The organism is Reyranella sp. (assembly GCF_965249915.1).
Taxonomy (GTDB): Bacteria; Pseudomonadota; Alphaproteobacteria; order Reyranellales; family Reyranellaceae; genus Reyranella.
The window spans coordinates 5,685,437-5,709,993 of record NZ_OZ252257.1; the positions used below are offsets into that span (position 1 = coordinate 5,685,437).

19 protein-coding genes are annotated in these 24,557 nt (G+C 66.8%); 13 read left to right on the plus strand and 6 right to left on the minus strand.

The window, feature by feature from the left end:
* Positions 1–173: 173 nt before the first annotated feature.
* Positions 174–1,034 (plus strand): isocitrate lyase/PEP mutase family protein, encoded by an 861-nt coding sequence (locus ACP15H_RS28005; protein WP_425069400.1) that lies wholly within the window; start codon positions 174–176, stop codon positions 1,032–1,034.
* Between the two features lie 3 nt (positions 1,035–1,037).
* On the opposite strand, the gene ACP15H_RS28010 is transcribed toward ACP15H_RS28005, so the two are convergent.
* Genes ACP15H_RS28010 through ACP15H_RS28020 form a run of 3 tightly spaced genes read right to left on the minus strand, consistent with a single transcriptional unit; the run spans position 1,038 to position 7,875 of the window.
* On the minus strand, positions 1,038–1,925 hold the full coding sequence (locus ACP15H_RS28010; protein ID WP_425069401.1) for a transglutaminase family protein: 888 nt from the start codon (positions 1,923–1,925) through the stop codon (positions 1,038–1,040).
* A 16-nt stretch (positions 1,926–1,941) separates the two neighbouring features.
* A complete protein-coding gene (locus tag ACP15H_RS28015; RefSeq protein WP_425069402.1) occupies positions 1,942–4,440 on the minus strand; it encodes a circularly permuted type 2 ATP-grasp protein in 2,499 nt (832 codons plus the stop codon).
* 54 nt (positions 4,441–4,494) lie between these two features.
* Positions 4,495–7,875 (minus strand): DUF2126 domain-containing protein, encoded by a 3,381-nt coding sequence (locus ACP15H_RS28020; RefSeq protein ID WP_425069403.1) that lies wholly within the window; start codon positions 7,873–7,875, stop codon positions 4,495–4,497.
* Between the two features lie 91 nt (positions 7,876–7,966).
* Here ACP15H_RS28020 and ACP15H_RS28025 point away from each other — a divergent pair, with 91 nt between their 5' ends.
* From ACP15H_RS28025 to ACP15H_RS28035, 3 genes are read left to right on the plus strand one after another with little or no spacing between them, the layout of a single operon-like run.
* Positions 7,967–8,728: an SDR family NAD(P)-dependent oxidoreductase gene (locus ACP15H_RS28025; RefSeq protein ID WP_425069404.1), complete on the plus strand. Its 762-nt coding sequence runs from the start codon at positions 7,967–7,969 to the stop codon at positions 8,726–8,728.
* Positions 8,725–9,855 (plus strand): zinc-binding dehydrogenase, encoded by a 1,131-nt coding sequence (locus tag ACP15H_RS28030; protein ID WP_425069405.1) that lies wholly within the window; start codon positions 8,725–8,727, stop codon positions 9,853–9,855. The genes ACP15H_RS28025 and ACP15H_RS28030 overlap by 4 nt, the downstream gene beginning before the upstream one ends.
* 31 nt (positions 9,856–9,886) lie before the next feature.
* Positions 9,887–10,375 carry a GNAT family N-acetyltransferase gene (locus ACP15H_RS28035; protein WP_425069406.1) on the plus strand — a complete coding sequence of 163 codons (489 nt, stop codon included), beginning with the start codon at positions 9,887–9,889 and terminating at the stop codon, positions 10,373–10,375.
* On the opposite strand, the gene ACP15H_RS28040 is transcribed toward ACP15H_RS28035, so the two are convergent.
* From ACP15H_RS28040 to ACP15H_RS28050, 3 genes are read right to left on the minus strand one after another with little or no spacing between them, the layout of a single operon-like run.
* Positions 10,324–11,301, minus strand: a complete 978-nt coding sequence (locus tag ACP15H_RS28040; RefSeq protein WP_425069407.1) for an Hsp33 family molecular chaperone HslO — start codon at positions 11,299–11,301, stop codon at positions 10,324–10,326. The two genes, ACP15H_RS28035 and ACP15H_RS28040, sit on opposite strands and share 52 nt — an antisense overlap.
* A gap of 55 nt (positions 11,302–11,356) precedes the next feature.
* Positions 11,357–12,283, minus strand: a complete 927-nt coding sequence (gene argF / locus ACP15H_RS28045; RefSeq protein ID WP_425069408.1) for an ornithine carbamoyltransferase — start codon at positions 12,281–12,283, stop codon at positions 11,357–11,359.
* A 2-nt stretch (positions 12,284–12,285) separates the two neighbouring features.
* Complete coding sequence (locus ACP15H_RS28050; RefSeq protein WP_425069409.1) at positions 12,286–13,482, minus strand: aspartate aminotransferase family protein; 1,197 nt, start codon at positions 13,480–13,482, stop codon at positions 12,286–12,288.
* Between the two features lie 182 nt (positions 13,483–13,664).
* Here ACP15H_RS28050 and ACP15H_RS28055 point away from each other — a divergent pair, with 182 nt between their 5' ends.
* From ACP15H_RS28055 to ACP15H_RS28095, 9 genes are all read left to right on the plus strand, one after another.
* The gene (locus ACP15H_RS28055) at positions 13,665–15,404 is read left to right on the plus strand and encodes a fatty acyl-AMP ligase (RefSeq protein WP_425069410.1); all 1,740 of its coding nucleotides are present in this window, start codon (positions 13,665–13,667) and stop codon (positions 15,402–15,404) included.
* 9 nt (positions 15,405–15,413) lie between these two features.
* Positions 15,414–16,334 (plus strand): NAD-dependent epimerase/dehydratase family protein, encoded by a 921-nt coding sequence (locus ACP15H_RS28060; RefSeq protein WP_425069411.1) that lies wholly within the window; start codon positions 15,414–15,416, stop codon positions 16,332–16,334.
* Between the two features lie 113 nt (positions 16,335–16,447).
* A complete protein-coding gene (locus tag ACP15H_RS28065; protein ID WP_425069412.1) occupies positions 16,448–16,750 on the plus strand; it encodes an acyl carrier protein in 303 nt (100 codons plus the stop codon).
* Between the two features lie 2 nt (positions 16,751–16,752).
* A complete protein-coding gene (gene spt, locus ACP15H_RS28070; RefSeq protein ID WP_425069413.1) occupies positions 16,753–17,979 on the plus strand; it encodes a serine palmitoyltransferase in 1,227 nt (408 codons plus the stop codon).
* 13 nt (positions 17,980–17,992) lie between these two features.
* The gene (locus tag ACP15H_RS28075) at positions 17,993–18,913 is read left to right on the plus strand and encodes a metallophosphoesterase family protein (RefSeq protein ID WP_425069414.1); all 921 of its coding nucleotides are present in this window, start codon (positions 17,993–17,995) and stop codon (positions 18,911–18,913) included.
* Positions 18,914–18,920: 7 nt separating this feature from the next.
* Entirely contained in the window at positions 18,921–20,072 is a 1,152-nt protein-coding gene (locus ACP15H_RS28080) for a dATP pyrophosphohydrolase (protein ID WP_425069415.1), read from the plus strand.
* Positions 20,069–21,322 (plus strand): MFS transporter, encoded by a 1,254-nt coding sequence (locus ACP15H_RS28085; protein ID WP_425069416.1) that lies wholly within the window; start codon positions 20,069–20,071, stop codon positions 21,320–21,322. Before ACP15H_RS28080 ends, ACP15H_RS28085 begins: the two co-directional genes overlap by 4 nt.
* A gap of 410 nt (positions 21,323–21,732) precedes the next feature.
* Entirely contained in the window at positions 21,733–22,863 is a 1,131-nt protein-coding gene (locus tag ACP15H_RS28090; protein ID WP_425069417.1) for a type III PLP-dependent enzyme, read from the plus strand.
* Positions 22,864–22,958: 95 nt separating this feature from the next.
* Positions 22,959–24,401, plus strand: coding sequence for a homospermidine synthase (locus ACP15H_RS28095; protein ID WP_425069418.1), 1,443 nt, complete (start codon positions 22,959–22,961; stop codon positions 24,399–24,401).
* Positions 24,402–24,557: the final 156 nt, after the last annotated feature.

Sequence of the window (24,557 nt, forward strand, 5' to 3'; positions counted from 1 at the left end):
GCTTTGTTTTGGACGGATGCCGCGCACTTCATCGCGTCCTGGCCGTCACGCTACGCCTCGGGGCGAACGACCGGCAAGACGCAGCCGGTGCCCTGTTTGCCCGTCGAAATGCATCGCTGCATGGCAGCCCCCTCCTTTGCTAAAGAGAAGGCGCATTGGGGGGGATGATCATCATGCATTGGACCGACCGTCGGACGCGTTTCCGGGCACTGCTCGCGGGCGACCGCTGTATCCATCCGGGCTCGGTGTTCGATCCGATCTCCGCCCGAATCGCAGAGGATCTGGGCTTCGAGATCGGCATGTTCGCCGGCTCGGTCGCCTCCATGACCGTGCTGGGCGCGCCGGACCTGATCGTCCTGACCTTGAGCGAGTTTGCCGGCCAAGCGTACCGGATCAATCGGGCCGGCAACCTGCCGCTCATGGTCGATGCCGATCATGGCTACGGCAACGCGCTGAACGCCCGCCGCACCGTCGAGGAACTCGAAACGGCCGGCGTCTGCGGCCTCAGCCTCGAGGATACCGATCTGCCGACGCCGTACGGCACCACCACGCCGCGGCTGATCTCGATCGACGAGGGCGTGGCCAAGATGAAGGCCGCGCTCGGCGGCCGGCAGGACCCGGCGCTGTGCATCGCCGGCCGCACCAGCGCGATCACCATCACGGGGCTGGACGACGCGATCGCCCGCGGCAAGGCCTACGAGGCGGCGGGTGTCGACGCGCTGTTCTTCGTGGGCGTCCGCACGCGCGCCGAGCTCGACGCCATTTCCGCTGCGACGACGCTGCCAATCATCCTGGGCGGCGTGTCGGGCGACCTCACCGACCTGGCCTATCTTGGTGCGCGCCGGGTTCGCATTGCCCTGCAGGGCCACCAGCCTTTCGCCGCAGCCGTGAAGGCCGTGTACGACACGCTGAAGGCGCTGCGCGACGGCACGCAGCCGTCGAAGCTGCAGGGCGTGGCCAGCCCCGAGCTGATGAAGAAGGTGACGCGCGACGCCGACTATGCGCGCTGGACGAAGGACTTTCTGGGCGGCTGATCTTCAGTCCGTCAAACGCGTCGGTATCAACGAGACGGCGACTCCGTATGAGTGGGAGTCGCCGCCCAGGATGACGCCACGCAACGGGCTCACGTCGGAGAAGTCGCGGCCCCAGGCCACGACGACATGGTCCTCGTGTGCGACCAGATCGTTGGTCGGGTCCAGATGGATCCAGCCGGCAGCCTCGCCGCACCACACGGCCACCCAGGCGTGGCTGGCGTCGGCACCGCGTAGCGCGATGTCGTCCTTGGAATTGATCGTGCGGATGTATCCCGAGACGTAGCCCGCCGCGAGGCCGTGGGCGCGCAGCGCCGCGATCTCTACATGGGCGAAGTCCTGGCAGACGCCGGCCTTGCCGGCAAAGACGTCGGCGAGCGGCGTCGAGATATCGGTCGCGCCGGGGTGATATTCGAAGTCCTTCCTGATGCGCGAGGTCAGCTCGCGCGCCGCTTCGAGGATGGGGCGTCCGGCGGTAAAGGATTGGGCGCCGTAGACCCGCAGCGCTTCGACGCTCGGCACCAGCGGTGAATCGTAGATGAATTCGCTCGCTTCGACCGGATGCGGAAATCCGTCGCCCAGAAGAGATGCCCTGATGTCCTCCCAGGGCGGTGTCGAGGTGGCGGCGGGCGGTTCGGGAAAGCGAACGTCGATTTCGGCCCGCACTTCGATATCGAAGCGCGTGTGCGGCTTGTCGATCCTGTAGATGTCGATGTGGTTGCCGAAATGATCGAGATGCTGGACGGCCAGGGCCGGCACCGGGCTCGTCTTGACGCTGATCGAGCTGACCTTCTGGCCCGGAAAATTGCGCGCCCGCAGGTGGGCGATATGGTGCGCCGAGTCCACCGTGCTGGCGTAGGTGTAGGTCGTGCGGTGAGAGAGCAGGTAATGCACGGTCAGCCTCTGCCGATCAGTCGCCGGAGGAGCCGACGGCCTGCGCCGCAGGCACGTGGGAGAAGTAGGCGCGCGTGATCGCCTCCGACAGCCTGTCGAGCTGCTGCTCGGTGTCGGAGGTGACATCGCGCAGCATGGCCAGCGCCAGTCCTTCGTGGCGCCATGCCTGTTCATCGCCGCCGAACTGGCGGACCACCGCTTCGAGATCCTTCTCCAGCGAGTCCGGCAGCGCGGGAACCCTGAAGCCCGATGCACGCGCCAGATAGTCGAGATGGCCCTTGATGGTGCGAAGCTGGAACACCAGCCCGCGCGGATTGGCATCATCGAGGATCACGAGGTCGAGGACCGGCGCGGGCTGGAGCTGCCCGAGATAGCGCGTGCGGTAGGTGATGGTGCTGTCGCAAAGTTCGAGCGCCAGGCGCATCGCGGCGTCCCAGTCGATCGGCGAAAGGGTGAAGGGGCCCAGTGCGGCATTGATGACGTGCAACCCGCGTTCGATGCGGCGGCCGAGATCGAGGAAGCGCCAGCCGGTGCCGCGCGTCATGTTCTCCTGCGCCAGACCCGAGAGCGTGGCGACGAAGCGCACGATCTCGTCGAGCGCGGCCAGCAGGGGGTCGAGGTTGCCGCGCGCCGCCAGCAGGCGCTTGCGGACCTCGACCATCTCGGGGCCGGCGGCGGTCGTCATGTCGACCGAGAAGCGGTCGCGCATGGTGGCGGTGAGGCGCTGGATGCCGTCGAGCACGATGGCGAGGCCGCGATCGTCGGCCGCGACGGCGGCCAGGCCCTGTTGGAACAGCGCGCTTTCGGGGGGAGCCAGCGCCGAGGTGTGGTCCATCAGGTTGGCCCGGTCGAGCAGCCGGCCGAGCAGCCTGAGCTCGACGGCGTCGCGCGGCCCGACGGCGCCTTGTGCCACCCGCGACGCCGTCGTGCGCAACAGACGCGCATCGTTGTCGAGGCGCTCGATGTAGCGGCCGAGCCAGAAGAGATTGTCGGCGACGCGGCTCTGGAGGTCGGCGGTGCCGCGTTCGACGGCGAGCTGGTGGAAGCGCCGGGTCGTCGGCAGCTGGACGTCGGCCGCATCCTCGGCCAGCACCCATACGTCCTTCAGGGTGCCGTGCAGGCGACCCAACGCGCGTAACGCGGTGTCGCCATCGGGCTCGCGGGCAAGGCCGCCCGGCAGCACATGATAGGTATCGTGGTCGGCCACCACGAAGGCGCGCAACACGACGGCTGAAGGCACCAGCGCCTGCCCGTCCCATTTGGGCGTGAGCGACGGCGTCATGGGATACTGCGCCACATACTGGCCGGGCTGGGCGCGGATGCGCTCGACCAGCGCCTTGCGGTCGGCCGGCTCCAGCATGCCGACGACGATGGGCTCGCGGTCCTGGCCGAGGCAGGGACGCACGATCATGAGGTCGAGATTGGCCAGGGCGAAGCTGAGCGCGGCCGGCTCGCCCAGCCACCACACGTCGAGCGACGGGAGCCGGAGCTTCTCGCCCAGCAGGTGTTCGCTCAGCCCCTCGAGAAACGGCATGATCGCCGGGGTTTCGACGACACCCGATCCCAGCGCGTTGGCGAGCGAGATGTTGCCGCTGCGTGTGGCCTCCACCAGTCCGGTGACGCCGAGAGCGGAATCGGCGCGCATTTCCAAGGGATCGGCGAAGGCGCTGTCGAGTCGCCGCAGCAACACGTGCACGGGCCGCAGCCCGGCCAGCGTCTTGATCGAGACCTGGCCATCGCGCGCCACCATATCGCCGCCCTCGACCAGCGGCACCCCCAGCGCACGCGAAAGATAGACGTGCTCGAAATAGGTGGCTGACAGCGAACCCGGCGTCAGCACCGCCATGTTCGGTTGGTCCACGGAGGGAGGCGCCATCGAGCGCAGTGATTCGTGCCAGCGGTCGACGAAGGGCCGGAGATGACGGACTGGAATGGAGCGAAACGCTTCGGGAAGGCTGCGCGCCAGCACGCGGCGCATCTCGAGGGCATAGCCGACGCCGGCGGGAAGCTCGGTATGGTCGGCCAGGACATGCCAGCGCCCGTTGCTCAGCCGGACCAGGTCGACGGCGTAGTTGCCGAGATAGGCCTGCGGCGCGGCGCCATCGGTGACCTGGGCGGGGCGCTGGAATTGCCGGTTGGCGTGGACCAGCATCGGCGGCAGCAACTGCTTCTTCAGCAGCGTCTGCGGCCCGTAGATATCGGCCAGAACCCTGTCGAGCAGGCGCGCACGCTGGATCAGGCCGGCCTCGAGACTGGCCCATTCGTCGGGCGCGATGACCACCGGCAGCGGGTCGAAGCTCCAGCGTGCCGAGCCGCGATCGTCCAGCAGGTTGACGGTCGCGCCCGATTCCGCGAGTTGCCGGCGAGCACTCTCCACGCGTTCGCCTAGCCCGCCCGGAAGCGAGCGGATGACGCTCAGGATACCTTGCCAGTGATAGCGGATCGACTTCTGGCCGGTGACCAGTTCGTCGTACGCGCTTGCCGGCGAGGATGAGAGGCCGCGCAACGACTCCATGGGCCCGCAACAGATTGGTAACGAATGAAGTTTCGAGACGGCGGAATATAGGCCCTAGGCCCTGCGCAGGTCGAGCGTAAGCGGATGTTCGGGATTGTCCAGGGGACGGGGTTCCGGCGACAGTCCGCCGGTGTGGCCGATGGCGAAGAAACGGGCACGCCGCCGCGCCTCGGCCTCGTTGGCATTGACCGGCACGCGGTCGTAGTTTCGGCCGCCCGGGTGAGCCACGTGATAGGTGCAGCCGCCGATCGAACGGCCGCTCCACGAATCGTGGATGTCGAAGGTGAGCGGCGCGTGCACACCGATGGTCGGGTGCAGCGAGTTGGCGGCCTGCCAGGCCCGATAGCGCACGCCCGCCACGTATTCTCCGGCCGTGCCGGTGGCGCGCAGCGGCAGCTTCCAGCCGTTGCAGGCAATGACATGGCGCTGTTCGTTGAGCCCGGCGACCTTGACCTGCAGGCGCTCGACCGTGGAATCGACGTAGCGCACCGTGCCGCCGCCGCCCGGCTCTTCGCCGAGCACGTGCCACGGCTCCAGCGCGTGCCGCAGTTCGAGCTCGAGGCCGCGCTGCGCGACTTCACCCAGCCGCGGGAAGCGGAACTCGAAATGCGGTGCGAACCAGTCGGGCGAGAACGCGTAACCGGCCTCGCCGAGGTCGGAGAGCACGTCGTTGAAGTCCTGCCACACGAAATGCGGCAGCATGAAATCGTCGTGCAGGCGCGTGCCCCAGCGGCTGAGCGGCCGTTCGTACGGGCGGTCCCAGAATTTGGCCACGAGGCCGCGCAGCAGTGCCTGCTGCGCCACGCTCATGCGCCAGTGCGGCGGCATCTCGAAGGCGCGCAGCTCGAGCAGGCCGCGACGGCCGGCTGCGGCGTCGGGCGTGAAGAGCTTGTCGATGCAGAACTCGGTGCGATGGGCATTGCCGGTCGCGTCGACCAGCAGATTGCGGAACACACGATCGACCAGCCACGGCGGGGTCTGTCGTCCCGGCGCGATCTGCTTGAACGCGATCTCCAGCTCGTGCAGCGCATCGTTGCGCGCTTCGTCCACACGCGGGTGCTGGCTGGTCGGGCCGATGAACAGGCCCGAGAAGAGATAGGAGAGCGACGGATGGTTCAGCCAGTATCCCAGCAGGCTCTTCAGCAGATCGGGCCGTCGCAGCATCGGCGAGTCGGCGGCCGACGGTCCGCCCAGCACGAAATGGTTGCCGCCGCCGGTGCCGGTGTGGCGCCCGTCGATCATGAATTTCTGCGCCCCGAGCCGGGTCGTGCGCGCTTCCTCGTAGACGATCTCGGTGCGCTCGACGAGGTCGGTCCAGGTCGCCGAGGGATGGATGTTGACCTCGATCACGCCGGGATCGGGCGTGACACTGAAGTTCAGGACGCGCGGATCGTTGGGCGGTGTGTAGCCTTCGAGGAAGATCGGCTGGCCCAGCTCCTCGGCCGTATCCTCGAGCGCCGTCACAAGGTCGAGATAATCCTCCATGCGCTCGGTCGGCGGCATGAAGACGTGGAGATGTCCTTCGCGCGGCTCGAAGGCCATCGCGGTGCGCACGATACCGGCGGCCGAAGCGCCGACCGCGGGCCCGAGGCCCGTGTTGGGCGCCAGCGCGCGCCGCCACGCCTCGCGGCGCGCTTCGGCATCGCCGGCCGTATCGGCTGCGAGGCCGGGCTCCTGGCGGCGCAGCACCGGCGCGCGCCGGAACGCATCGAGCGGCGGCAAGTCGGGGTGCGGCGCCATGGGGTCGGGCTGGACGATGACGTCGGTGTCGCCGGGCGCCGCCCAGGGCAACGAATCGAGCGGCAGGCGGTAGCCGATCGGCGAATCACCGGGAATCAGGTAGCACTTCTCCGAGCGCAGGAACCACGGACCGCTCTTCCAGCGAGGTGCATGCCCGTTGCCGCTCCCGTTATGGCCGCGCCCATTGTGATCCCGAATGACTGGCAGCACGTAGCCGACCGAGCTTTCGAGCCCCTTCTCGAAGACGCGCGCCAGACGCTCGCGCTCCAGCGGATCCTTCACCTTGGCTTCGTCGACGAGAACGTTGCTGGGCAGGCGCCGTTCGCGCCACAGATAGTACCAGGTGTCCTCGTAGGCCGGGAAAAGATAGTCGGGGTCGAGCTGGAGACGGTGCGCGAAGGCGAGCGCAAAGCGGTGCGCGGCCTCGACGGTGGCGCCGACCGGCTTGGACTCCAGGGCATAGAGCTGCGGATTGCGCCAGATCGGCTCGCCGTCCTTGCGCCAGTAGCAGCCGAGCGCCCAGCGCGGCAGCTGCTCGCCGGGATACCATTTGCCCTGGCCGAAATGCAGCAGCGGCCCCGTGGCGAAACGATGCGCGAGCTTGCGGAACAGCACGCCGGCCAGCCGCCGCTTTTCGGGGCCGAGCGCCAGCGTATTCCATTCCGGCCCGTCCATGTCGTCGACCGACACGAAGGTCGGCTCGCCGCCCATCGTGAGGCGCACGTCGTGTTTGCCGATGTCGCGCTCGATCGCTTCGCCCACTTTGAGCAGCGTGGCCCACTGCTCCTCGGTGTAGGGCTTGGTCGTGCGCGGCGTCTCGCGCACGCGCGACACGGTCATTTCGTGATCGAACTCGACCTCGGCCTTCTCGATGGCCCCCTCTACCGGGGCCGCGCTCGACGGCTCGGGGGTGCAGGCGAGCGGGATGTGGCCCTCGCCGGTCAGCAGGCCCGAGGTCGGGTCGAGTCCGATCCAGCCGGCGCCCGGCAGGTAGACCTCGCACCAGGCATGGAGATCGGTGAAATCGTGCGTCGGCCCGTCGGGACCCTCCAGCGGCTTTTCGTCGGCCACGAGCTGGATCAGGTAGCCCGACGCGAATCGCGCGGCGAAGCCCAGGTGGCGCATGATCATGACCAGCAGCCAGCCGGTATCACGGCAGGATCCCTTGGCGCTGGTGAGGGTCTCCTCGCAGCTCTGCACGCCCGGTTCCATGCGGACGATGTAGCCGATCTCGCTTTGCAGACGGGCGTTCAGGCCGACGATGAAATCGATGGTGCGCTGCTTCTTGCGGTCGACCGTGGCGAGCCAGGCCGACAGTTTCGGCCCCAGCGGTTCCAGCTTGCGAAACGGCGCGATCTCCTCGGCCAGCGAGGCATCGTAGGCGAAGGGCCATGTCTCGGCCGAGGGTTCGAGGAAGAAGTCGAAAGGGTTGATGACCGACATGTCGGCCACCAGGTCGACCGTGACCTCGAACAGGTCGGTCTTCTCCGGAAACACCAGCCGGGCGAGGTGATTTCCCTGCGGATCCTGTTGCCAGTTGATGAAATGCTGGGCCGGGGTGACCTTCAGCGAATAGGAAAGGACGGGGGTCCGGCTGTGGGGGGCCGGACGCAGACGCACGATCTGCGGTCCCAGTTCGATGGGTCGGTCGTACCGATAGGTCGTCCGATGATGCAGCGCGACGTGGATGCTCATGACGGCCTGCTGTTTCGCTCCGAAGACAGACTAAGCAAGTGACATGCCACTAAGCAAGGAACTGACGCTATGCTTCTGTCATGATCCTTTTTTGACCGGGCCTCTCATCATGACCAACCACTTCGATCTCACGGGCAAAGTTGCCCTCGTTACCGGCGGTAGTCGCGGGCTGGGCTACCAGATGGTGAAGGCTTTCGCCGAGCACGGTGCCGACGTCTTCATCACCAGCCGCAAGCTGGAAACCTGCGACAAGGTCGCCGCCGAGGTGCGGGGGATGGGCCGCAAGGCGGCAACCTATGCCTGCAACGTTGCCAACTGGCCCGAACTAGACGGTATGGTGGAGGCCGCCTACGCCACCTTCGGCAAGATCGACATCCTGGTCAACAATGCCGGCTCCTCGCCGCTCGCCCCGTCGTCGCTGGAAACCTCGGAGCAGCTGTTCGACCGTATCGTGTCGCTGAACTTCAAGGCGCCGTTCCGCCTGATGTCGCTGGTCGGCAGCCGGATGGCGGCGGGCGAGGGCGGCTCTATCATCAACGTGTCGAGCGCCGGGGCGCTGCGCCCGCGACCGCAGATCGCGCCCTATGCCGGCGCCAAAGCGGCGCTCAACGCGCTCACCGAGGCCTTCGCCTTCGAATACGGGCCGAAGGTGAGGGTGAACACCATCTCGCCCGGCCGTTTCCTGACCGACGTGTCCAAGGCGTGGCCCGAGGAGCACAAGGCCAACCCGACGGCGGCGCTGAAGCGCAGCGGCCAGCCGGAGGAAATCGTGACGGCTGCGCTCTATCTCGCGTCGAGCAAGTCGAGTTTCACTACCGGATCGCTGGTCCGGGTCGATGGAGGAATCGCATGAAAATGAAAGCCGGCGTTCTCACGGTCTGCGGTGCGCCCCGCCCATTCGCGAAGTCGAAGCCCATCCAGGTCGTCGAAGTCGACCTCGATCCGCCGGGCGAGGGCGAAGTCCTGGTCAAGGTGGGCGGCGGCGGCCTCTGCCATTCCGACCTGTCGCTGATCAACGGCGACCGGCCGCGGCCCGTGCCGATCGTGCTGGGCCATGAGGGCTCGGGCGAGATCGTCGAGGTGGGCGCGGGCGTGCACGACGTGAAGGTGGGCGACCATGTCTGCTTCACCTTCAACGTGAGCTGCGGCCGCTGCCGGCGCTGCCTCGAAGGCCGTCCTTATATCTGCGAGCGGTCGATCAGTCCGCGCGCGGCGGGCCAGCTGCTCTCGGGACATCACCGTCTGCACATGGACGGCAAGCCGGTGAACCATCACTCGGGTGTCTCCTGTTACGCCGAATATGCCGTGGTCGACCGCGGCTCGATCGTGGTGATCGACCGCAGCCTGCCGCTCGACGTGGCGGCTTTGTTCGGCTGCGCCGTCGTCACGGGCGTGGGCGCCGTCGTGAACACCGGTAAGATCGAGCCCGGCAGCTCAGTGGCCATCGTCGGCCTCGGTGGTGTGGGCTTGAGCGGCCTGATGGGCGCGGTGCTCGCGGGCGCCGGCCGCATCGTGGCGATCGATCTGTCGAACGAGAAGCTCGGGCTCGCCCGCCAGCTCGGCGCAACGGACACCGTCAATGCCAAGGACGTCGACCATGTCACGCAGGTGCGCGATCTCACAAATGGCGGCGTCGACTATGCCTTCGATCTCGCCGGCACCATCAAGGCGATGGAGACGGCCTATCTGGTAACGCGCTGGGGCGGCACGACCGTGACGGCCGGCCTCTCGCCGATCGCCGCCGACTTCTCGTTCAAGCAGAGCGGCCTTGTCAGCGAGGAGAAGACGATCAAGGGCTCCTACATGGGAAGCTGCGTGCCGGTGCGGGACATCCCGCGCTTCATCGCGCTCTACCAGCAGGGCAAGCTGCCGGTCGACCGCATGGTCAGCCAGCGAATCGGCTTCGACCAGCTCAACGAAGGCTTCGACCGCCTGCAGGATGTCGCCACGGTCCGGCAGGTGCTGATGCCGAACGGCTGATTGTCGTCAGAAGAAAGGGCGCCGAGCTTCCATGTCCTTCACGATCGCCGTCGAAACGCCTCTTCAGGACGAAGTCCGAACGCTCGTTGCCGAGCTGAACGCCGTCCTGCTGGAGCTGACGCCGCCCGAGCACTGCCATCATCTGACCGTCGAGCAGATGGCCGATGAAGACACCACCGTCTTCATCGCACGCGAGGGCGGCGTGGCGGTGGCCTGTGGGGCGCTGAAGCGGCACGGCAACGGCATCGGCGAGGTCAAGCGCATGTACACGCGGCCGAGCCATCGCGGCCGCAGGATCGGCGAGCAGATCGTGGCGCGCATCGAGGCGATGGCGCGGGCCGAGGGGCTGAAGCGCCTCGTGCTGGAGACCGGCGACCGTCACTACGCGGCGTGGAAAGTTTATGAGCGTTCCGGCTTCACACGCTGCGGTCCGGTTCTCGATTACGCCGACGTCAAATGGTCGGTGTTCTACGACAAGCCGCTCTTCGACGGATCTGGCTCCTCGGCGGCCGGCGCGTAAACGCGGTCGAGATCGCTGTCGTCGTAGGTGTACTCGGTCGAGCAGAACTCGCATTTCACCGAAACGCGGCCGGTCTTGTCGCGCAGATCGCCCAGTTCCTCGCGCCGGATCGAGCGCAGCACGTTGTCGATGCGCTCGTGGCTGCAGCGGCAGCGAGCCGCGAAGGGGCGGCGCTCGAAGACGCGGGGCTGTTCCTGATGGAACAGGCGATGCAGCAGGGTGGTACCGGGCAGCGCCGGATCCAGCATTTCCTTTTCGGTGGCCGAGGCCATCAGGATCACGGCCTTGCGCCAGTCGTCCTCGCGCTGCTCGGCATCGACGTCCATCCGGCCGGCGTCGAACTCGGGCATCTGCTGTACCATGAGGGATGCCGCATGCCAGCGATGCCCGCCGTCGGTGTCGTCGCGGCGTGCCGTGATCTTGATGCCGGTCGGCAGCTGTTCGGATTGGCGGAAATAGGTGTGGGCGCAGTCCGCGAGCGTCGCACCCTCGAGCGGTACGACGCCCTGGTAGCGCTCCGTATACTGGCCCTGGTCGACGGTGAAGGTGAGTCGGCCCTGGCCGAACAGTTTGGGGATGTAGCCGTCGGGAACGTCCTCGTTGCCGGTGCCCAGCGCGATCGCGAGCTTCCACGAATCGAACTGCGCGTAGCCGCGCAGCGCCCCGTCGCTGGTCAGGTCGGTGACGAGCAGCCGGATCGGTCCATCGCCGCTGATCTGCAGGGTGAAGATGCCGTCGTATTTCAGCGAGGTGGCGAGCGTGGCGCACAGCACCATCGACTCGGCGAGCGGCCGGGCCACGGCCAACGGATAGCCGTGGCGTTCGATCACTTCGTCGAGGACGGAGCCCAGCCGGACCAGCCGGCCGCGCACGCCGAGCGCGTCCAGCTGAAAAGGAAGGACGCGGTCCCAGTCATCGGAAGTCACGTTCGCCGCCCCCACCCTACCCCTCCCCCATCCGCCGGGGGGAGGGAATTTGTCGTCAAGACAGGCACCAGGCCAGGATGCTCTTCTGGGCGTGCAGGCGGTTCTCGGCTTCGTCGAACACGACCGACTGCGGACCGTCGATCACCTCGGCGGTCACTTCCTCGCCGCGATGCGCGGGCAGGCAGTGCATGAAGATAGCGTCCTTCTTGGCCTGCTTCATCAGGTGCTTGTCGACCTGATACGAGCGCAGCAGGTTGTGGCGTCGCGCGGCGCTCGGGCTGTCGGGATCCTCGTCGCCCATCGACACCCAGGTGTCGGTGACGACGCAATCGGCGTCCTTCACCAGCTTCTCGGGATCGTGGCCGATCGAGATGCGGCCTTTCGACTTCTCCGCCCACTGGACCACGTCGGCCGGCGGCGTCAGCTCGGCCGGGCAGGCGATGCGCAGCTCGAAGTCGAACTGCACGGCCGCATGGATCCACGAGGTCGCCATGTTGTTGCCGTCGCCCGACCAGACCACCGACTTGCCCTGGATCGGGCCGCGATGCTCCTCGAAGGTCATGACGTCGGCCATGAGCTGACAGGGATGCGTCTTGTCGGTGAGGCCGTTGATCACCGGCACGGTCGCGTACTTCGCCATCTCGAGGAGTTTGTCCTCGACGGTGGTGCGCATCATGATGATGTCGACGTAGCGGCTGAGCACGCGCGCGGTGTCGGCGATCGTCTCGCCGCGGCCGAGCTGGGTGTCGGTACGGCCCAGCATTATGGTCTGGCCGCCAAGTTCGCGCATGCCGACCTCGAACGACACGCGGGTGCGCGTCGACGGCTTCTCGAAGATCATGGCGAGCGTCTTGCCGGCCAGCGGCTGGTCGTGCCCGCCGTTGGACCGTGCCTTTTTCATCGCCTTGCCGTGATCGAGGATCTGGCGAAGCGTCTTGGGATCGACCTGGTCGAGGTCGAGGAAATGCTTGGGAGTCGACATGGCTACTCGGCGGCCTTCGCCGCCGCCTCGAACGACTCCGCCGCCTGTTCGAGAATCGCGATGCCCTCGTCGAGTGCGGCCTTGTCGGCGATCAGCGCCGGGAAGATGCGCACCACGTTCTCGCCGGCCGGCGGGACCAGGAGACCCAGCGACTGCAGCTTGTTCACCATGTCGCCCACGGGGACCGACGGGGCGCACTGCAGGCCCTGGAGGAAGCCCATGCCGCGCTGCTCGACGAACACCTTGGGGTGCTTCTTGCAGAGGTCCTCGAGCTTGCCCTTCAGGTACTCGCCCTTCTCGCGCACGTCCTCGATGAAGCCGGGCGCCAGCAGGATATCGAGCACCGCATTGGCGACGCCCGTGGCCAGCGGGTTGCCGCCATAGGTCGAGCCGTGCGTGCCGGGGACCATGCCGACGGCCGCCTTCTCGGTCGCCATGAAGGCGCCGATCGGAAAGCCACCGCCCATGCCCTTGGCGATCGCCGCGACATCGGGCTTCACGCCTGACCAGTCGTAGCCCCACAATTTGCCGGTCCGGCCGAAACCCGTGTGGATTTCGTCGTAGAACAGCAGCAGGCCGAATTCGTCGCAGATGGCGCGCAGATCCTTCAGGAACTGCGGGGTGGTGGCGCGGATGCCGCCTTCGCCCTGGATCGGTTCGACCAGAATGCCGGCGGTCTCGTCGTCGACCATGTCGCGGACGACGTTGGTGTTGTTCAGCGGCGCGTGGCGATAGCCGGGCGCCGGCGGGCCGAAGCCTTCGAGGTACTTCTCGTTGCCGGTGGCGGCGAGCGCGTTCAGCAGGCGGCCGTGGAATGCCGCCTGGAAGGCGATGATCTTGTACCGCTGCGGTTGGCCGTTCATGTACTGATACTTGCGGATCAGCTTGATGCCGCCCTCGATGGCTTCCGCGCCGGAATTGCAGAAGAACATCGTGTCGGCGAACGAGTTCTCGACCAGCCGCTTGGCCAGCTTCTCGCCGTTGCCGACCCGGAACAGGTTCGAGGTGTGCCAGAGCTTGGAGCCCTGCTCGGTCAGCGCCTTGACCAGATAGGGGTGACAGTGACCCAGTGCGTTCACGGCGATGCCGGACGTAAAGTCCAGGTAACGTCGGCCGTCCGCCGCGTAGAGATAGTTGCCCTCTCCGCGTTCGAACACGACGTCCTTGCGACCGTACGTCGGCATAACAGCCGTAATCACAGCGAGCCTCCCTCAAAAATCAAAAACCCCCGCCGATCCGACGATTCCGGGATGGAAACTCCGGGTTTTGGCGAGGGGCGGGCACTATCTTACCGGGGTCCGGGTGTGTCAACTTGGGCCGGCCGGCCGGCAGCGCCCGTCTTGAGGGGCTTCGACCCCTCTGCTAGGAGACCCGCCTTCCGATGAAACTGCTGCCCACTCGCAATTCCAAGCTGCCCCTGCGTCGCGCGGGTTTCGCCTCCGTGCCCGAGATGCTCGACTATGCGGCACAGGGCGAGACGGGGGTGACCTTTTATAATGCCAAGGGCGAACAGCTCTCGGCTATGCCTTGGCGCGAGATCCGCGACCGGGCACAGGTCGTTGCCCGAAAGCTGATCGGCGCGGGTTTCGCACGCGGCGAGCGCATCCTGATCACAGCCGATACCTGGCCGGGCTTCTTCGACTCCTTCTTCGGCGCCCAGTATGCGGGCCTGCTGCCCGTTCCGGTATCCATTCCTGTCGGGATCGGCGGCAAGGACGCTTATCTCGACCAGCTGCGCCGCCAGTTCGCGGCGTCAGGTGCCGTCGCCGCGGTGGGGCTCGACGATCTCGCGGGCTATCTGGCCGATGCCGCGCGGGAATTCCCCGCCATCCGCCTCCACGGCGGCATGGACGTGCTCCATTCGCTGCCTGAGAAGCCGGTCGACCTGCGGCCGCTCGAGGCCGGCGATCTCTGCTACATCCAGTTTTCATCGGGCAGCACGCGTCATCCGCACGGTGTGCAGATCACACAGCGCGCCCTGATGGCCAATCTTGCCGGCATGGTGGGCCCGGCCGGGCTCGACGTCGTCGAAGGCGACCGCGCCATAAGCTGGCTGCCGCTCTATCACGATATGGGGCTGATCGGCTTCCTGATGGGACCGTTGGCCAGCCAGCTCTCGATCGACTACCTGACGCCGCGGGACTTCGCGCGCCGGCCGATGCAGTGGTTGAATCTGATTTCCCGTAACCGCAGCACCATCTCCTATAGTCCGAGCTTCGGCTACGACCTCGCCGTGCGTCGTGGTGCGGCCCAGGTGCCGCCCGATCTCGACCTGCGCAGCTGGCGGCATGCCGGCATCGGCGGCGACATGGTGCGGGCCGACGTGCTGGAGCGCTTCGCCACGACTTTTCGGCCGTTCGGCTTCGACGCGACAGCCTTCATCCCGAGCTACGGCATGGCCGAGGTCTGTCTCGCCATCACCTTCTGCCCGCACGACACGGGCGTGCGTACCGATGCGGTCGACCGCACCGCGCTGGCCGAAATCCAGCGTGCGGTGCCGGCGGCGGACCCCGCCGACCATCACCGGGCGCGCCGCTTCGTGATCTGCGGCCGCGTGCTGCCGGGGCACCGCCTCGAAGTGCGCGGGCCCGACGGTGCGGTGCTGGCCGATCGCGAGGTCGGTCGTATCTTCGTGTCCGGTCCCAGCATCATGCCCGGCTATTTCGGCGAGCCCGAGGCCAGCCGTGAGGTGCTGGTGAACGGCTGGCTCGACACCGGCGACCTCGGTTACATGCTGGACGGCGAGATCGTCGTCACCGGCCGCGCCAAGGACCTGATCATCGTCAACGGCCGTAACGTCTGGCCGCAGGACATCGAGTGGGCGATCGAGGCCAAGCGCGTCGTCAAGAATGGCGACGCGGCGGCTTTCTCGATCGATACCGGCGAGGGCGAACGGGTGGTCGTGGCTGTGTTGGCCCGTGTCACGGGCGAGCAGGGGCGGAGCGATCTGGCCCGCGACGTCGCCGGCGCCGTGCGCGAGGCGATCGCAGTGGATTGCGACGTGGCCCTGGTGCCGCCGACCATGGGGCTGCCGACCACCTCGTCCGGCAAGCTGTCGCGCGCCCGGACCAAGGCCAACTACCTCGCCGGCCTCTACGCGCCGAAACCCGAGGCGGCCTGACCGCTCGCCATGGGCAGGTTGGTCGCCGTCACCGGGGCCACCGGCTTTGTCGGCCCCCATCTCGTCACTGCCCTGGCGCGCCGCGGCTGGCGCTTGCGCCTGCTGGTCCGCCGCTGGTCGCCGCTGCCGTCGCTGGCCGGCGTCGATGCGGACCTCATTTTGGGCGATCTTTCCTCCGAGTCCGCGCTGCGCCAGCTCGTCGACGGGGCAGATGCAGTGGTCCATGCCGCCGGACTGATCAAGGCGAAGGCGGACCGGGAGTTCCAGCCGGTCAACCGGGACAGTGCGGCCCTCCTGTCGGCGCTGGCGCCTGATGCTCACCTGGTCCTCCTATCCTCTCTGGCCGCCCGCGAGCCGCGGCTTTCTGCCTACGGCGCGAGCAAGCGCGCGGGAGAGGCAGTGGTCGCGACCCGCAGCGGACCGTGGACGATCGTGCGGGCGCCGGCGGTCTATGGGCCCGGAGACCGGGAGACCTTGGCCTATTTCCGAGCGATCAAGTCGGGTATTGCGCCGCAACCGCGGGTCCCGGCGGCCCGCCTGTCGCTCATCCACGTCGCGGACCTCGCCGAGGCGCTGGCACTGACCGTCGAGCGCCCGCCCGCGAGTTCGGCCTACGAGATCGATGATGGCCGGACCTACACATATGCCGACATGGCCGCGGCGGCGGGCGCGGCGCTGGGCCGGCGCCCATGGCGCCTCTCCGTTCCCCGGGGCGTCATGTCCGTCATTGCCCGCTGGAACGAGCTGCGGCAGGTGATGGGCGCGGACGCCCAGATCCTGACCCGGGGAAAGGTGAACGAGATCTTCCATTCGGACTGGTCGGTCGCTGACCGGCGGCTGGCCGCAGCGATCGGCTTCCGGCCACGTTACGACCTCATGTCCGGCTTCCGGGACACGATCTTGTGGTATCGCGCGAAGCACTGGCTATAGGACGTGTGAAACACGGCGTAACAATTTGTCATTTCACTAGGAATCGCTGTTTCTGGCACAAGGTGACCGCCCACCCCCGGGCGCTGGAGAGCGTTTTGCGCACTGCCCATCAAATGATCGTCGAAACCGACGGCATGACCGACACCCTCGAACGCGCCCGCGTCAGCGGCCAGTCGCGCGGGGAGGTCATTCGCGAAATCTGTCGTCACCTCGTGCCCTTCCAGACCGGCGAGCGGCCGATCACGGGCGACACGGTGATCGCCAAGGACCTGACCATCGATTCGCTCGCCATCATGGACATGGTGATGGAGCTCGAGGATCATTTCGACATCTCGATTCCCATGAACGTGGTGGCCGAGATCCATACCGTGGACCAGCTCGCGGATACCATCCAGAAGCTCTGCGCCCGGCGTTAGCCATGGGCCTGTTCGATCGCTTTGAAGGCCTGCTCGAGGCCTATCGCGACGTTCGGACCACGGGATACGACCCCTTCCAGATCCGGATGGAACGCGTCCTGTCGCCGACCGAGGCGATCATCAACGGTCGCAAGACGCTGCTCGTTGGCACCAACAATTATTTCGGGCTGACCTTCGACCCGAGTTGTATGGAAGCCGCGATCGAGGCGATCCGCGCCGAGGGCACCGGCACGACCGGTTCGCGCATCGCCAACGGCAGCTACACAGAGCACGTGGCGCTCGAGCAGGAAATCGCCGAGTTCTACGGCAAGAAGCACTGCATGGTCTTCACGACCGGCTATCAGGCCAATCTCGGCCTGATCTCGACCCTGGCGGGCGAGGGCGACCAGCTTCTGATCGACGCCGACAGCCATGCCTCGATCTACGACGCCTGCAAGATGACGCAGGCCGAGGTCGTGCGCTTCAAGCACAACGACCCATCCAGCCTCGAAGCGCGCCTGCGCCGGCTGGGCGATCGTCCGGGCAATCGCGTGGTCGTGCTGGAAGGCATCTATTCGATGCTGGGGGACAGCGCGCCGCTGCGCGAGTTCATCGACGTCTGCAAGAAGTACAAGGCGTATGTGATCGTCGACGAGGCGCATTCGCTGGGTGCGCTGGGCGACAACGGCCGCGGGCTCTGCGAGTCGACGGGTGTGATCGACGACTGCCACTTCATCGTCGGCACCTTCTCCAAGACGCTGGGCGCCATTGGCGGCTACTGCGTGTCGGACGATCCGGACTTCGACATCCTGCGCGTCACCGTGCGCTCCTACATGTTCACGGCGTCGCTGCCGCCGTCGATCGTGGCCTCGGTACGCCAGGCGCTGAAGGTGGTGAAGGCCAAGCCCGAGTTGCGCACGCAGCTCTGGTCCAACGTCGCCACGCTCTACGAAGGTCTGGCGGCAAGAGGATTCAAGCTCGGTCCCGAGCACGGGCCGGTGGTCGGCGTGCATCTGCCCGACCGCATGACCGCCATCGGCTTCTGGCGCGCGATGCTCGATGCCGGCATCTACGTCAACGTCGCCGTGCCGCCCGCGACGCCCAACGGCGTCTCGCTGCTGCGGTGCTCCGTCTGCGCCGTGCACACGCAGGAACAGCTCCAGCACATGATCGAGGTCATGACGGGCATCGGCCGCCAGCTCGGCGTCCTCGACGACCGAACGCTGCGCGTGGTGGGCGGCGCCCGCTAGGGGCGCATCCGCCATGTTCACCCTCGCGCATCTGTCCGACCCGCATCTGCCGATGCCGCAGGCGCGCGTCGTCGATCTTCTGGGAAAGCGCGCCACCGGCTACTTCAACTGGTGGCGCAATCGCGTGCAGCTCCATCGCCCCGAGGCGCTGGCCGGCCTCGTGGCCGACATCAGGAAACAGGCGCCCGATCACATCGTGCTGACCGGCGACCTGGTGAACGTTTCCCTGCCCGATGAATTTGCCCGCGCCTCGAAATGGCTGGAGGGCCTGGGGACGCCCGACCGGGTCACGATTGTTCCGGGCAACCATGACGTCTACGTCGCCACGCAGTGGCGCGAGAGCCTGGGCCGGTGGGGTGTCTACATCGCAGGCGACGGCCAACCGCCCGCTGCCGACTTCAAGGTGTTTCCGACTCTGCGCCGGCGTGGGCCGGTGGCGCTGGTCGGGCTGAACAGCGGCCTGCCGAAGCCGCCGTTTTTCGCAACCGGCACCCTGGGCGAAGCGCAGATCGCCAGTGCCGAGAAGCTGCTGGCGGAGCTCGGCCGCGAAGGCCTGTGCCGCGTCGTGATGATCCATCATCCGCCGCTTACGACCGAATCACGCTTCAAGCGGCTGACCGATGCCGCCGCCTTCCAGGCGATGATCCGCAGGGTCGGCTGCGAGATCGTGCTGCACGGCCATAACCATCGCAGCGAAGTGGCGCGCATCATGGGCCCGCAGGGGGCCGTCCCGGTGGTCGGCGTCACCTCGGCATCGGCGGCGCCGGGAAGCAAGTATGGCCGCGCGCGCTATCATCTCATCGGCATCGAGCGCGGGACGTCGGGTTGGCGGATCGCCGTCGACATCCGGGCACTCGCCGCCGATGGTACGGGATGCGAGCCCGACGGTCGCATCGTCTTCAACAGCGGCGCGCCGGCCGCGCTGGCAGCCTGAGGCGGCAATGGCTTCGTCCGACATCATCGTCACCCCGGTCGAGTCCAAGGCCGACCTGAACGCCTTCATCGCACTGCCGAGGCGCCTCTATGCCGGCCACAAGGGCTATATCGCGCCGCTCGACCTCGAGCGCCGGGAAGCCTTTACGCCGGGCAAGAACCCGCTGTTCGAGCATGTCGAGGTGCGCTTTTTCCTGGCGCGACGCGGCTGCAAGGTGGTCGGCCGCATTTCGGCACAGATCGACCGCGCGCATCTCGAGCGCTACGCCGACAGCACCGGGAACTTCGGCTGCCTGGTGGCGGAGGACGATCCGGCGATCTTTGCCGCCCTCTTCGTCGCGGCTGAGGGATGGCTGTTGGGTAAGGGCATGAAGCGGGCGACCGGCCCGTTCAGCCTCTCGGTCAACGAGGAGGTGGGCCTGCTGGTCCACGGCTTCGACAGCCGGCCCGTGTTGATGGTGCCCTACGACCCGCCCTATGCCGGGCCGAGGGTCGAGGCCTGCGGCTACGTCAAGGCCAAGGACGTCTTCTCTTACGACTACGACGTCCAGAACGCGCCCGAGACGATCGGCGCCAAGCTGCTGGCGCGCGGCGGGCTGGAAGGCCGGGTCAAGGTGCGCACGGCCAACATGAAGATGTTCGACGCCGAGGTGCGCACCCTGGTGAGCATCTTCAACGACGCCTGGAGCGACAACTGGGGCTTCGTGCCCTTCACCCAGGCCGAGATCGACCATGCCTCCAAGGCATTCGGTCCGGTGATCGTGCCCGAGCTCGCCGTGTTCGTGGATGTCGATGACGAGACCGTCGCCTTCATCGTGGCGCTCACCAACCTGTACGAGGCGATCGAGGAATTCGACGGCAAGCTCGGGCCCCTGAAGCTCGCCAAGCTGCTGTGGCGCCTCAAGATCGCCGGCGTCGGCAGCACCCGGGTGCCGCTGATGGGCGTGAAGAAGAAGTTCCGGAACCATCCGCTGCTGGGCGCCGGCCTCGCCATGATCGCCATCGATACCCTGCGGGCGAACGGCAAGCGGCTGGGCAAGACTTCGGCCGAGCTGGGCTGGATCCTCGAGGACAACAAGGCGACCAACAATATCATCCGCTCCGTCGGCGGGGTTCACTACAAGACCCATCGCATCTACGAGAAGGTGCTGGCCGGGTGAAGCCGACGATCCCTGGGCCGGCGCCCTCGCGGCCGCCCTCGGCTTTCGCGCCCCTCGCCAACCGGTCGTTCCTGGCGATGTGGATCGCCAACCTGATGTCGAATGTCGGCGGCTGGATGCAGACGACGGGTGCGGCGTGGGAAATGACCAGCCTGACACAGGAACCGATCTTCGTGGCCCTGCTGGCCGCCGCCGGCACCCTGCCGATGTTCCTGTTCTGCTTCTTCGCCGGCATCCTGGCCGACCGCTTCGATCGCCGCCGCTACATCATGTGCTGCCAGGTCTGGATGATGGGCGTGGCCGCGACCCTGGCCGTGCTGGCCTTCTTCGGCAAACTCGACCACTGGAACCTGCTGGCGCTGTCCTTCTGCATGGGACTGGGCAACGCCATGAACGCGCCGGCCTGGCACGCCGTGGTGCCCGAGATCGTGACCGGCCCGCAGCTCCGCCCGGCGATCGCCCTGAACAGCGCCGGCTTCAATCTCGCCCGCACCATCGGCCCCGTCATCGGCCAGCTCCTGCTGGGCCTGGTCGGCGTGTTCCTGCTCTTCGCCATCAACGCCTTCACCTATGTCGGCGTCATCCTGGCGATGCGGGCCTGGAAGCGGCCGGCCGAGGCCCGCGCCGCCCAGCGCCGCGAGACCCTGGGCGAGGCCGCGCGCGCCGGCATCGCCTTCGTCCGCGGCTCGGCCGAACTCCGGGCGATCTTCGCCCGCGGCCTCTGTTTCTTCGTGCCGGGCATCGCCATGGGCACTCTGCTGCCGGTGATCGGTCGCTTCGAGCTGGGCCTCGACGAGTTCACCTTCGGCATCCTCTACGGCGTGTTCGGCATCGGCGCCGTCGCCGCGGCCTTTTCGCTGCCGATGGTGAACCGCCTGCTCGGGGCCGATCGCGCCAACATCTGGGCGATGGGCGTCTCGGCCGCCGCCACCCTGGTGGCGGCGCTGGCCATGACGCCGATCGTCGTCGGCGCCGTCGTTGCCATCAATGGCGCCTGCTGGATCACCGTCATCGCCAACAACGGCGCTTCGGTGCAGATGATCCTGCCCAACTACATGCGCGCGCGCGGCATGGCGGTCCATCAGATGGTGTTCTTCGGCGCCATGGTGCTGGGCGCGCTGCTGTGGGGGAAGATCGCCAACTTCTTTGACGTCCGCACCGCGCTGATCTGCTCGGTGGTGATGCTGGTGCCGCTTACCGTGCTGGCCGCGTCGATCAAGCTCCCGGGTTCGTCGGTGCCGCGCGTCTGACGCGGTCCCGTCGTGCCAGCGTAACGAGCGCCCCGAAAATTTCGGGACGGGACAGATTCCACTTGTAACCATGTCGATTAGTTGTAGATAGCACCCATACAAGACGCCCAACGCACGTGCCGCTGGCCCTCTGTGGTTACGCAACGACGGAAAGTGTTCTTTTTGGCAGTGCCGGTTTCGAGCCGGGTCCGGGAAGGAGCTTCTGAGATGGTTGCATACCGCGCGGGGCGCGTTCCCCGCTATTATGTCATTTGCCCGACCCTCGCTCGGGCCTCCTTCCTCGCTCAGCCGCATAAACGGATCTTAGCTCAGTCGAGTATCGGCTGACGTATCGCGCCGCGCCCGGCGCCGTACGTCGTCGTTCGATCTCTTCCGACAAGCTGACTATCCAGACGGGGAACCCCCCAGCGATGACCGAGCGTATTTTCCGTTATCTCCGCGAGCAGCAGCCCGAGACCCCCTGCCTCGTGATCGACCTCGACGTGGTCGAGAACAATTTTCGCCGCATGCGCGAGCTGCTGCCGACGGCGCACATCTTCTACGCCGTGAAGGCCAATCCGGCCGCACAGGTGTTGGCTCGTCTGGCCACGGCGGGGTCGAAGTTCGACACCGCGAGCCGTGGCGAGATCGAGATGATCCAGGCGACCGGCGTCGCCATGGACCGCGTCTCCTTCGGCAACACGATCAAGAAGGAAAAGGACATCGCCTGGGCCTACCAGCAGGGCGTGCGCCTGTTCGCCTTCGACAGCGAGGCGGAGCTGCAGAAGCTTGCCCGCGTGGCGCCGGGCGCCCGCGTGTTCTGCCGTGTGCTGGTCGATTGCGGCGGTGCCGAGTGGCCGCTCAGCAAGAAGTTCGGCTGTGCGCCCGAGATGGCCAAGGACCTGCTGCGCAAGGCCAAGGACTGGGGCCTCGACGCCTACGGCATCTCCTTCCATGTCGGCAGCCAGCAGACCGACCTCGATCAGTGGGACAAGGCGCTGGGCCAGGTCTCGCAGATGTTCTTCGCCCTGGCCGAAGCGGGCGTGGACCTGCGCATGGTCAATCTGGGTGGCGGCTTCCCGGCGCGCTATCGCTCCGAAGTGAGCGGCATCGAGGCCTATTGCGATGCGGTCACCCGCGCGCTGGTGCGCCACTTCGGCAACCGCATGCCCGAGGTCATCATCGAGCCGGGCCGGTCCATGGTGGGCGATGCCGGCGTGATCCAGAGCGAGGTCGTGCTGGTCTCGCGCAAGGCCGCCGGTGACCGCAAGCGCTGGGTCTACCTCGACATCGGCAAGTTCTCGGGCCTCGCAGAGACGATGGACGAGAGCATCAAGTACCGGCTGCGCACGCCCGGCGAGGGCACGCGCATGGGCCCCGTGGTGCTCGCCGGCCCGACCTGCGACTCGGCCGATATCCTCTATGAAAAGACGGAGTACAAAATGCCTCTGTCCCTGAAGCCGGGCGACAAGGTCGAGATTCTCTCGACCGGCGCCTACACGACGACCTACTCCTCGGTCGCGTTCAACGGCTTCTCGCCGCTCAAGGCGGTTTGCATCTGAACTGACACAATTCGGGCGTACGGAACGACGGGGCCTTGAGAAAGGCCCCGTTGCTGTTTTTACTGACTGCTCAACAAAGGAACGGGGACGCTGAAATGGCGAAGAAGACTGCGCGCAAGCCCTCGACGAAGAAGTACCTCGATTTCCATGGCCGCCTGGTCATGGTGGGCTTCGGCTCGATCGGCCAGGGCGTGCTGCCTCTGATCCTCCGTCATATCGGCATCAAGCCCGAGCAGATCACCATCATCACCGACGACATGCGCGGCGGCGAGGACGAGGCCGAGCGCTTCGGCGTCGAGTTCGTCGAAAAGCGCCTGACCGAGTCCAACGTCCGTTCGACCCTCGACAACCGGCTGGGCCAGGGCGACTTCCTGCTCAATCTCTCGGTCGAGGTCGCCTCGACGGCGCTGATCGAGCTTTGCCAGAAGAAGGGCGTGCTCTACCTCGACACCTGCATCGAGCCCTGGCCGGGCGGCTATTCCGATCCCAACCTGTCGGTCTCGCGCCGCTCGAACTACGCGTTGCGCGACACGATGATGAAGCTCAAGGCCCGTCACAAGGGCGGCACGACGGCCGTGGTCGCCCATGGCGCCAATCCGGGCCTGGTCTCGCACTTCACCAAGCAGGCGCTGATGAACGTGGCACGCGATACCGGCGTGAAGGCGGCGGTGCCGACCACGCGCGAGGGCTGGGGCAAGCTCGCCCAGCGCTTGGGTGTGAAGGTGATCCACATCGCCGAGCGCGACACGCAGGTTTCGCCCAAGCCGAAGGAAGTGGGCGAGTTCGTCAACACCTGGTCGATCGACGGCTTCGTCTCCGAGGGCGGCCAGCCCGCCGAGATGGGTTGGGGCACGCACGAGAAGACGATGCCGCCCGACGGCAAGCGCCATACGTTCGGCTGCGACGCCGCGATCTATCTCAATCGTCCAGGCCTGCTCACCCAGGTGCGCACCTGGACGCCGATCGAGGGGCCGTTCCACGGCTACATCATCACGCACAACGAATCGATTTCGATCGCCGACTACCTGACGGTGCATGACGGCAAGAAGGCCGTCTATCGCCCGACGGTGCACTATGCCTATCACCCGTGCGACCAGGCGATCATGTCGATGCACGAGCTGGCCGGTAAGAACCTGAAGCAGCAGAAGCGCCAGCGCCTGATCGTCGACGAGGTGACCTCGGGCCGCGACGAGCTCGGCGTGCTGCTGATGGGCCACAAGAAGGGTGCCTACTGGTACGGCTCGCAGATCGACATCAACGAGGCGCGCAAGCTCGCGCCCTACAACAACGCGACCTCGATCCAGGTCGTGGCGCCGGTGCTCTCGGGCATCATCTGGGCGCTCGAGAACCCGAACGAGGGCATCGTCGAAGCCGACGAGATGGACTTCCAGCGCAACCTCGAGATCTGCATGCCCTATCTCGGCCCGGTCGTCGGCAAGTACAGCGACTGGACCCCGCTGCAGGGCCGCGGCGACCTCTTCCCCGAGGACCTCGACAAGTCCGACCCCTGGCAGTTCAAGAACTTCCGAGTGGTTTGACCGAGCGTTTCATCGGCGCTCGACTCTGGGTGACGAGGTGGCTCGCCAACTCGCCTGCCAGGACGAACTTTCAGGTCGCGTCGTTACGTAGGGCACATATCTTGCTCGATGGTTCCGACAGGACCTGCGGACCGAGAGGCGAGGGCGGGAGACAAT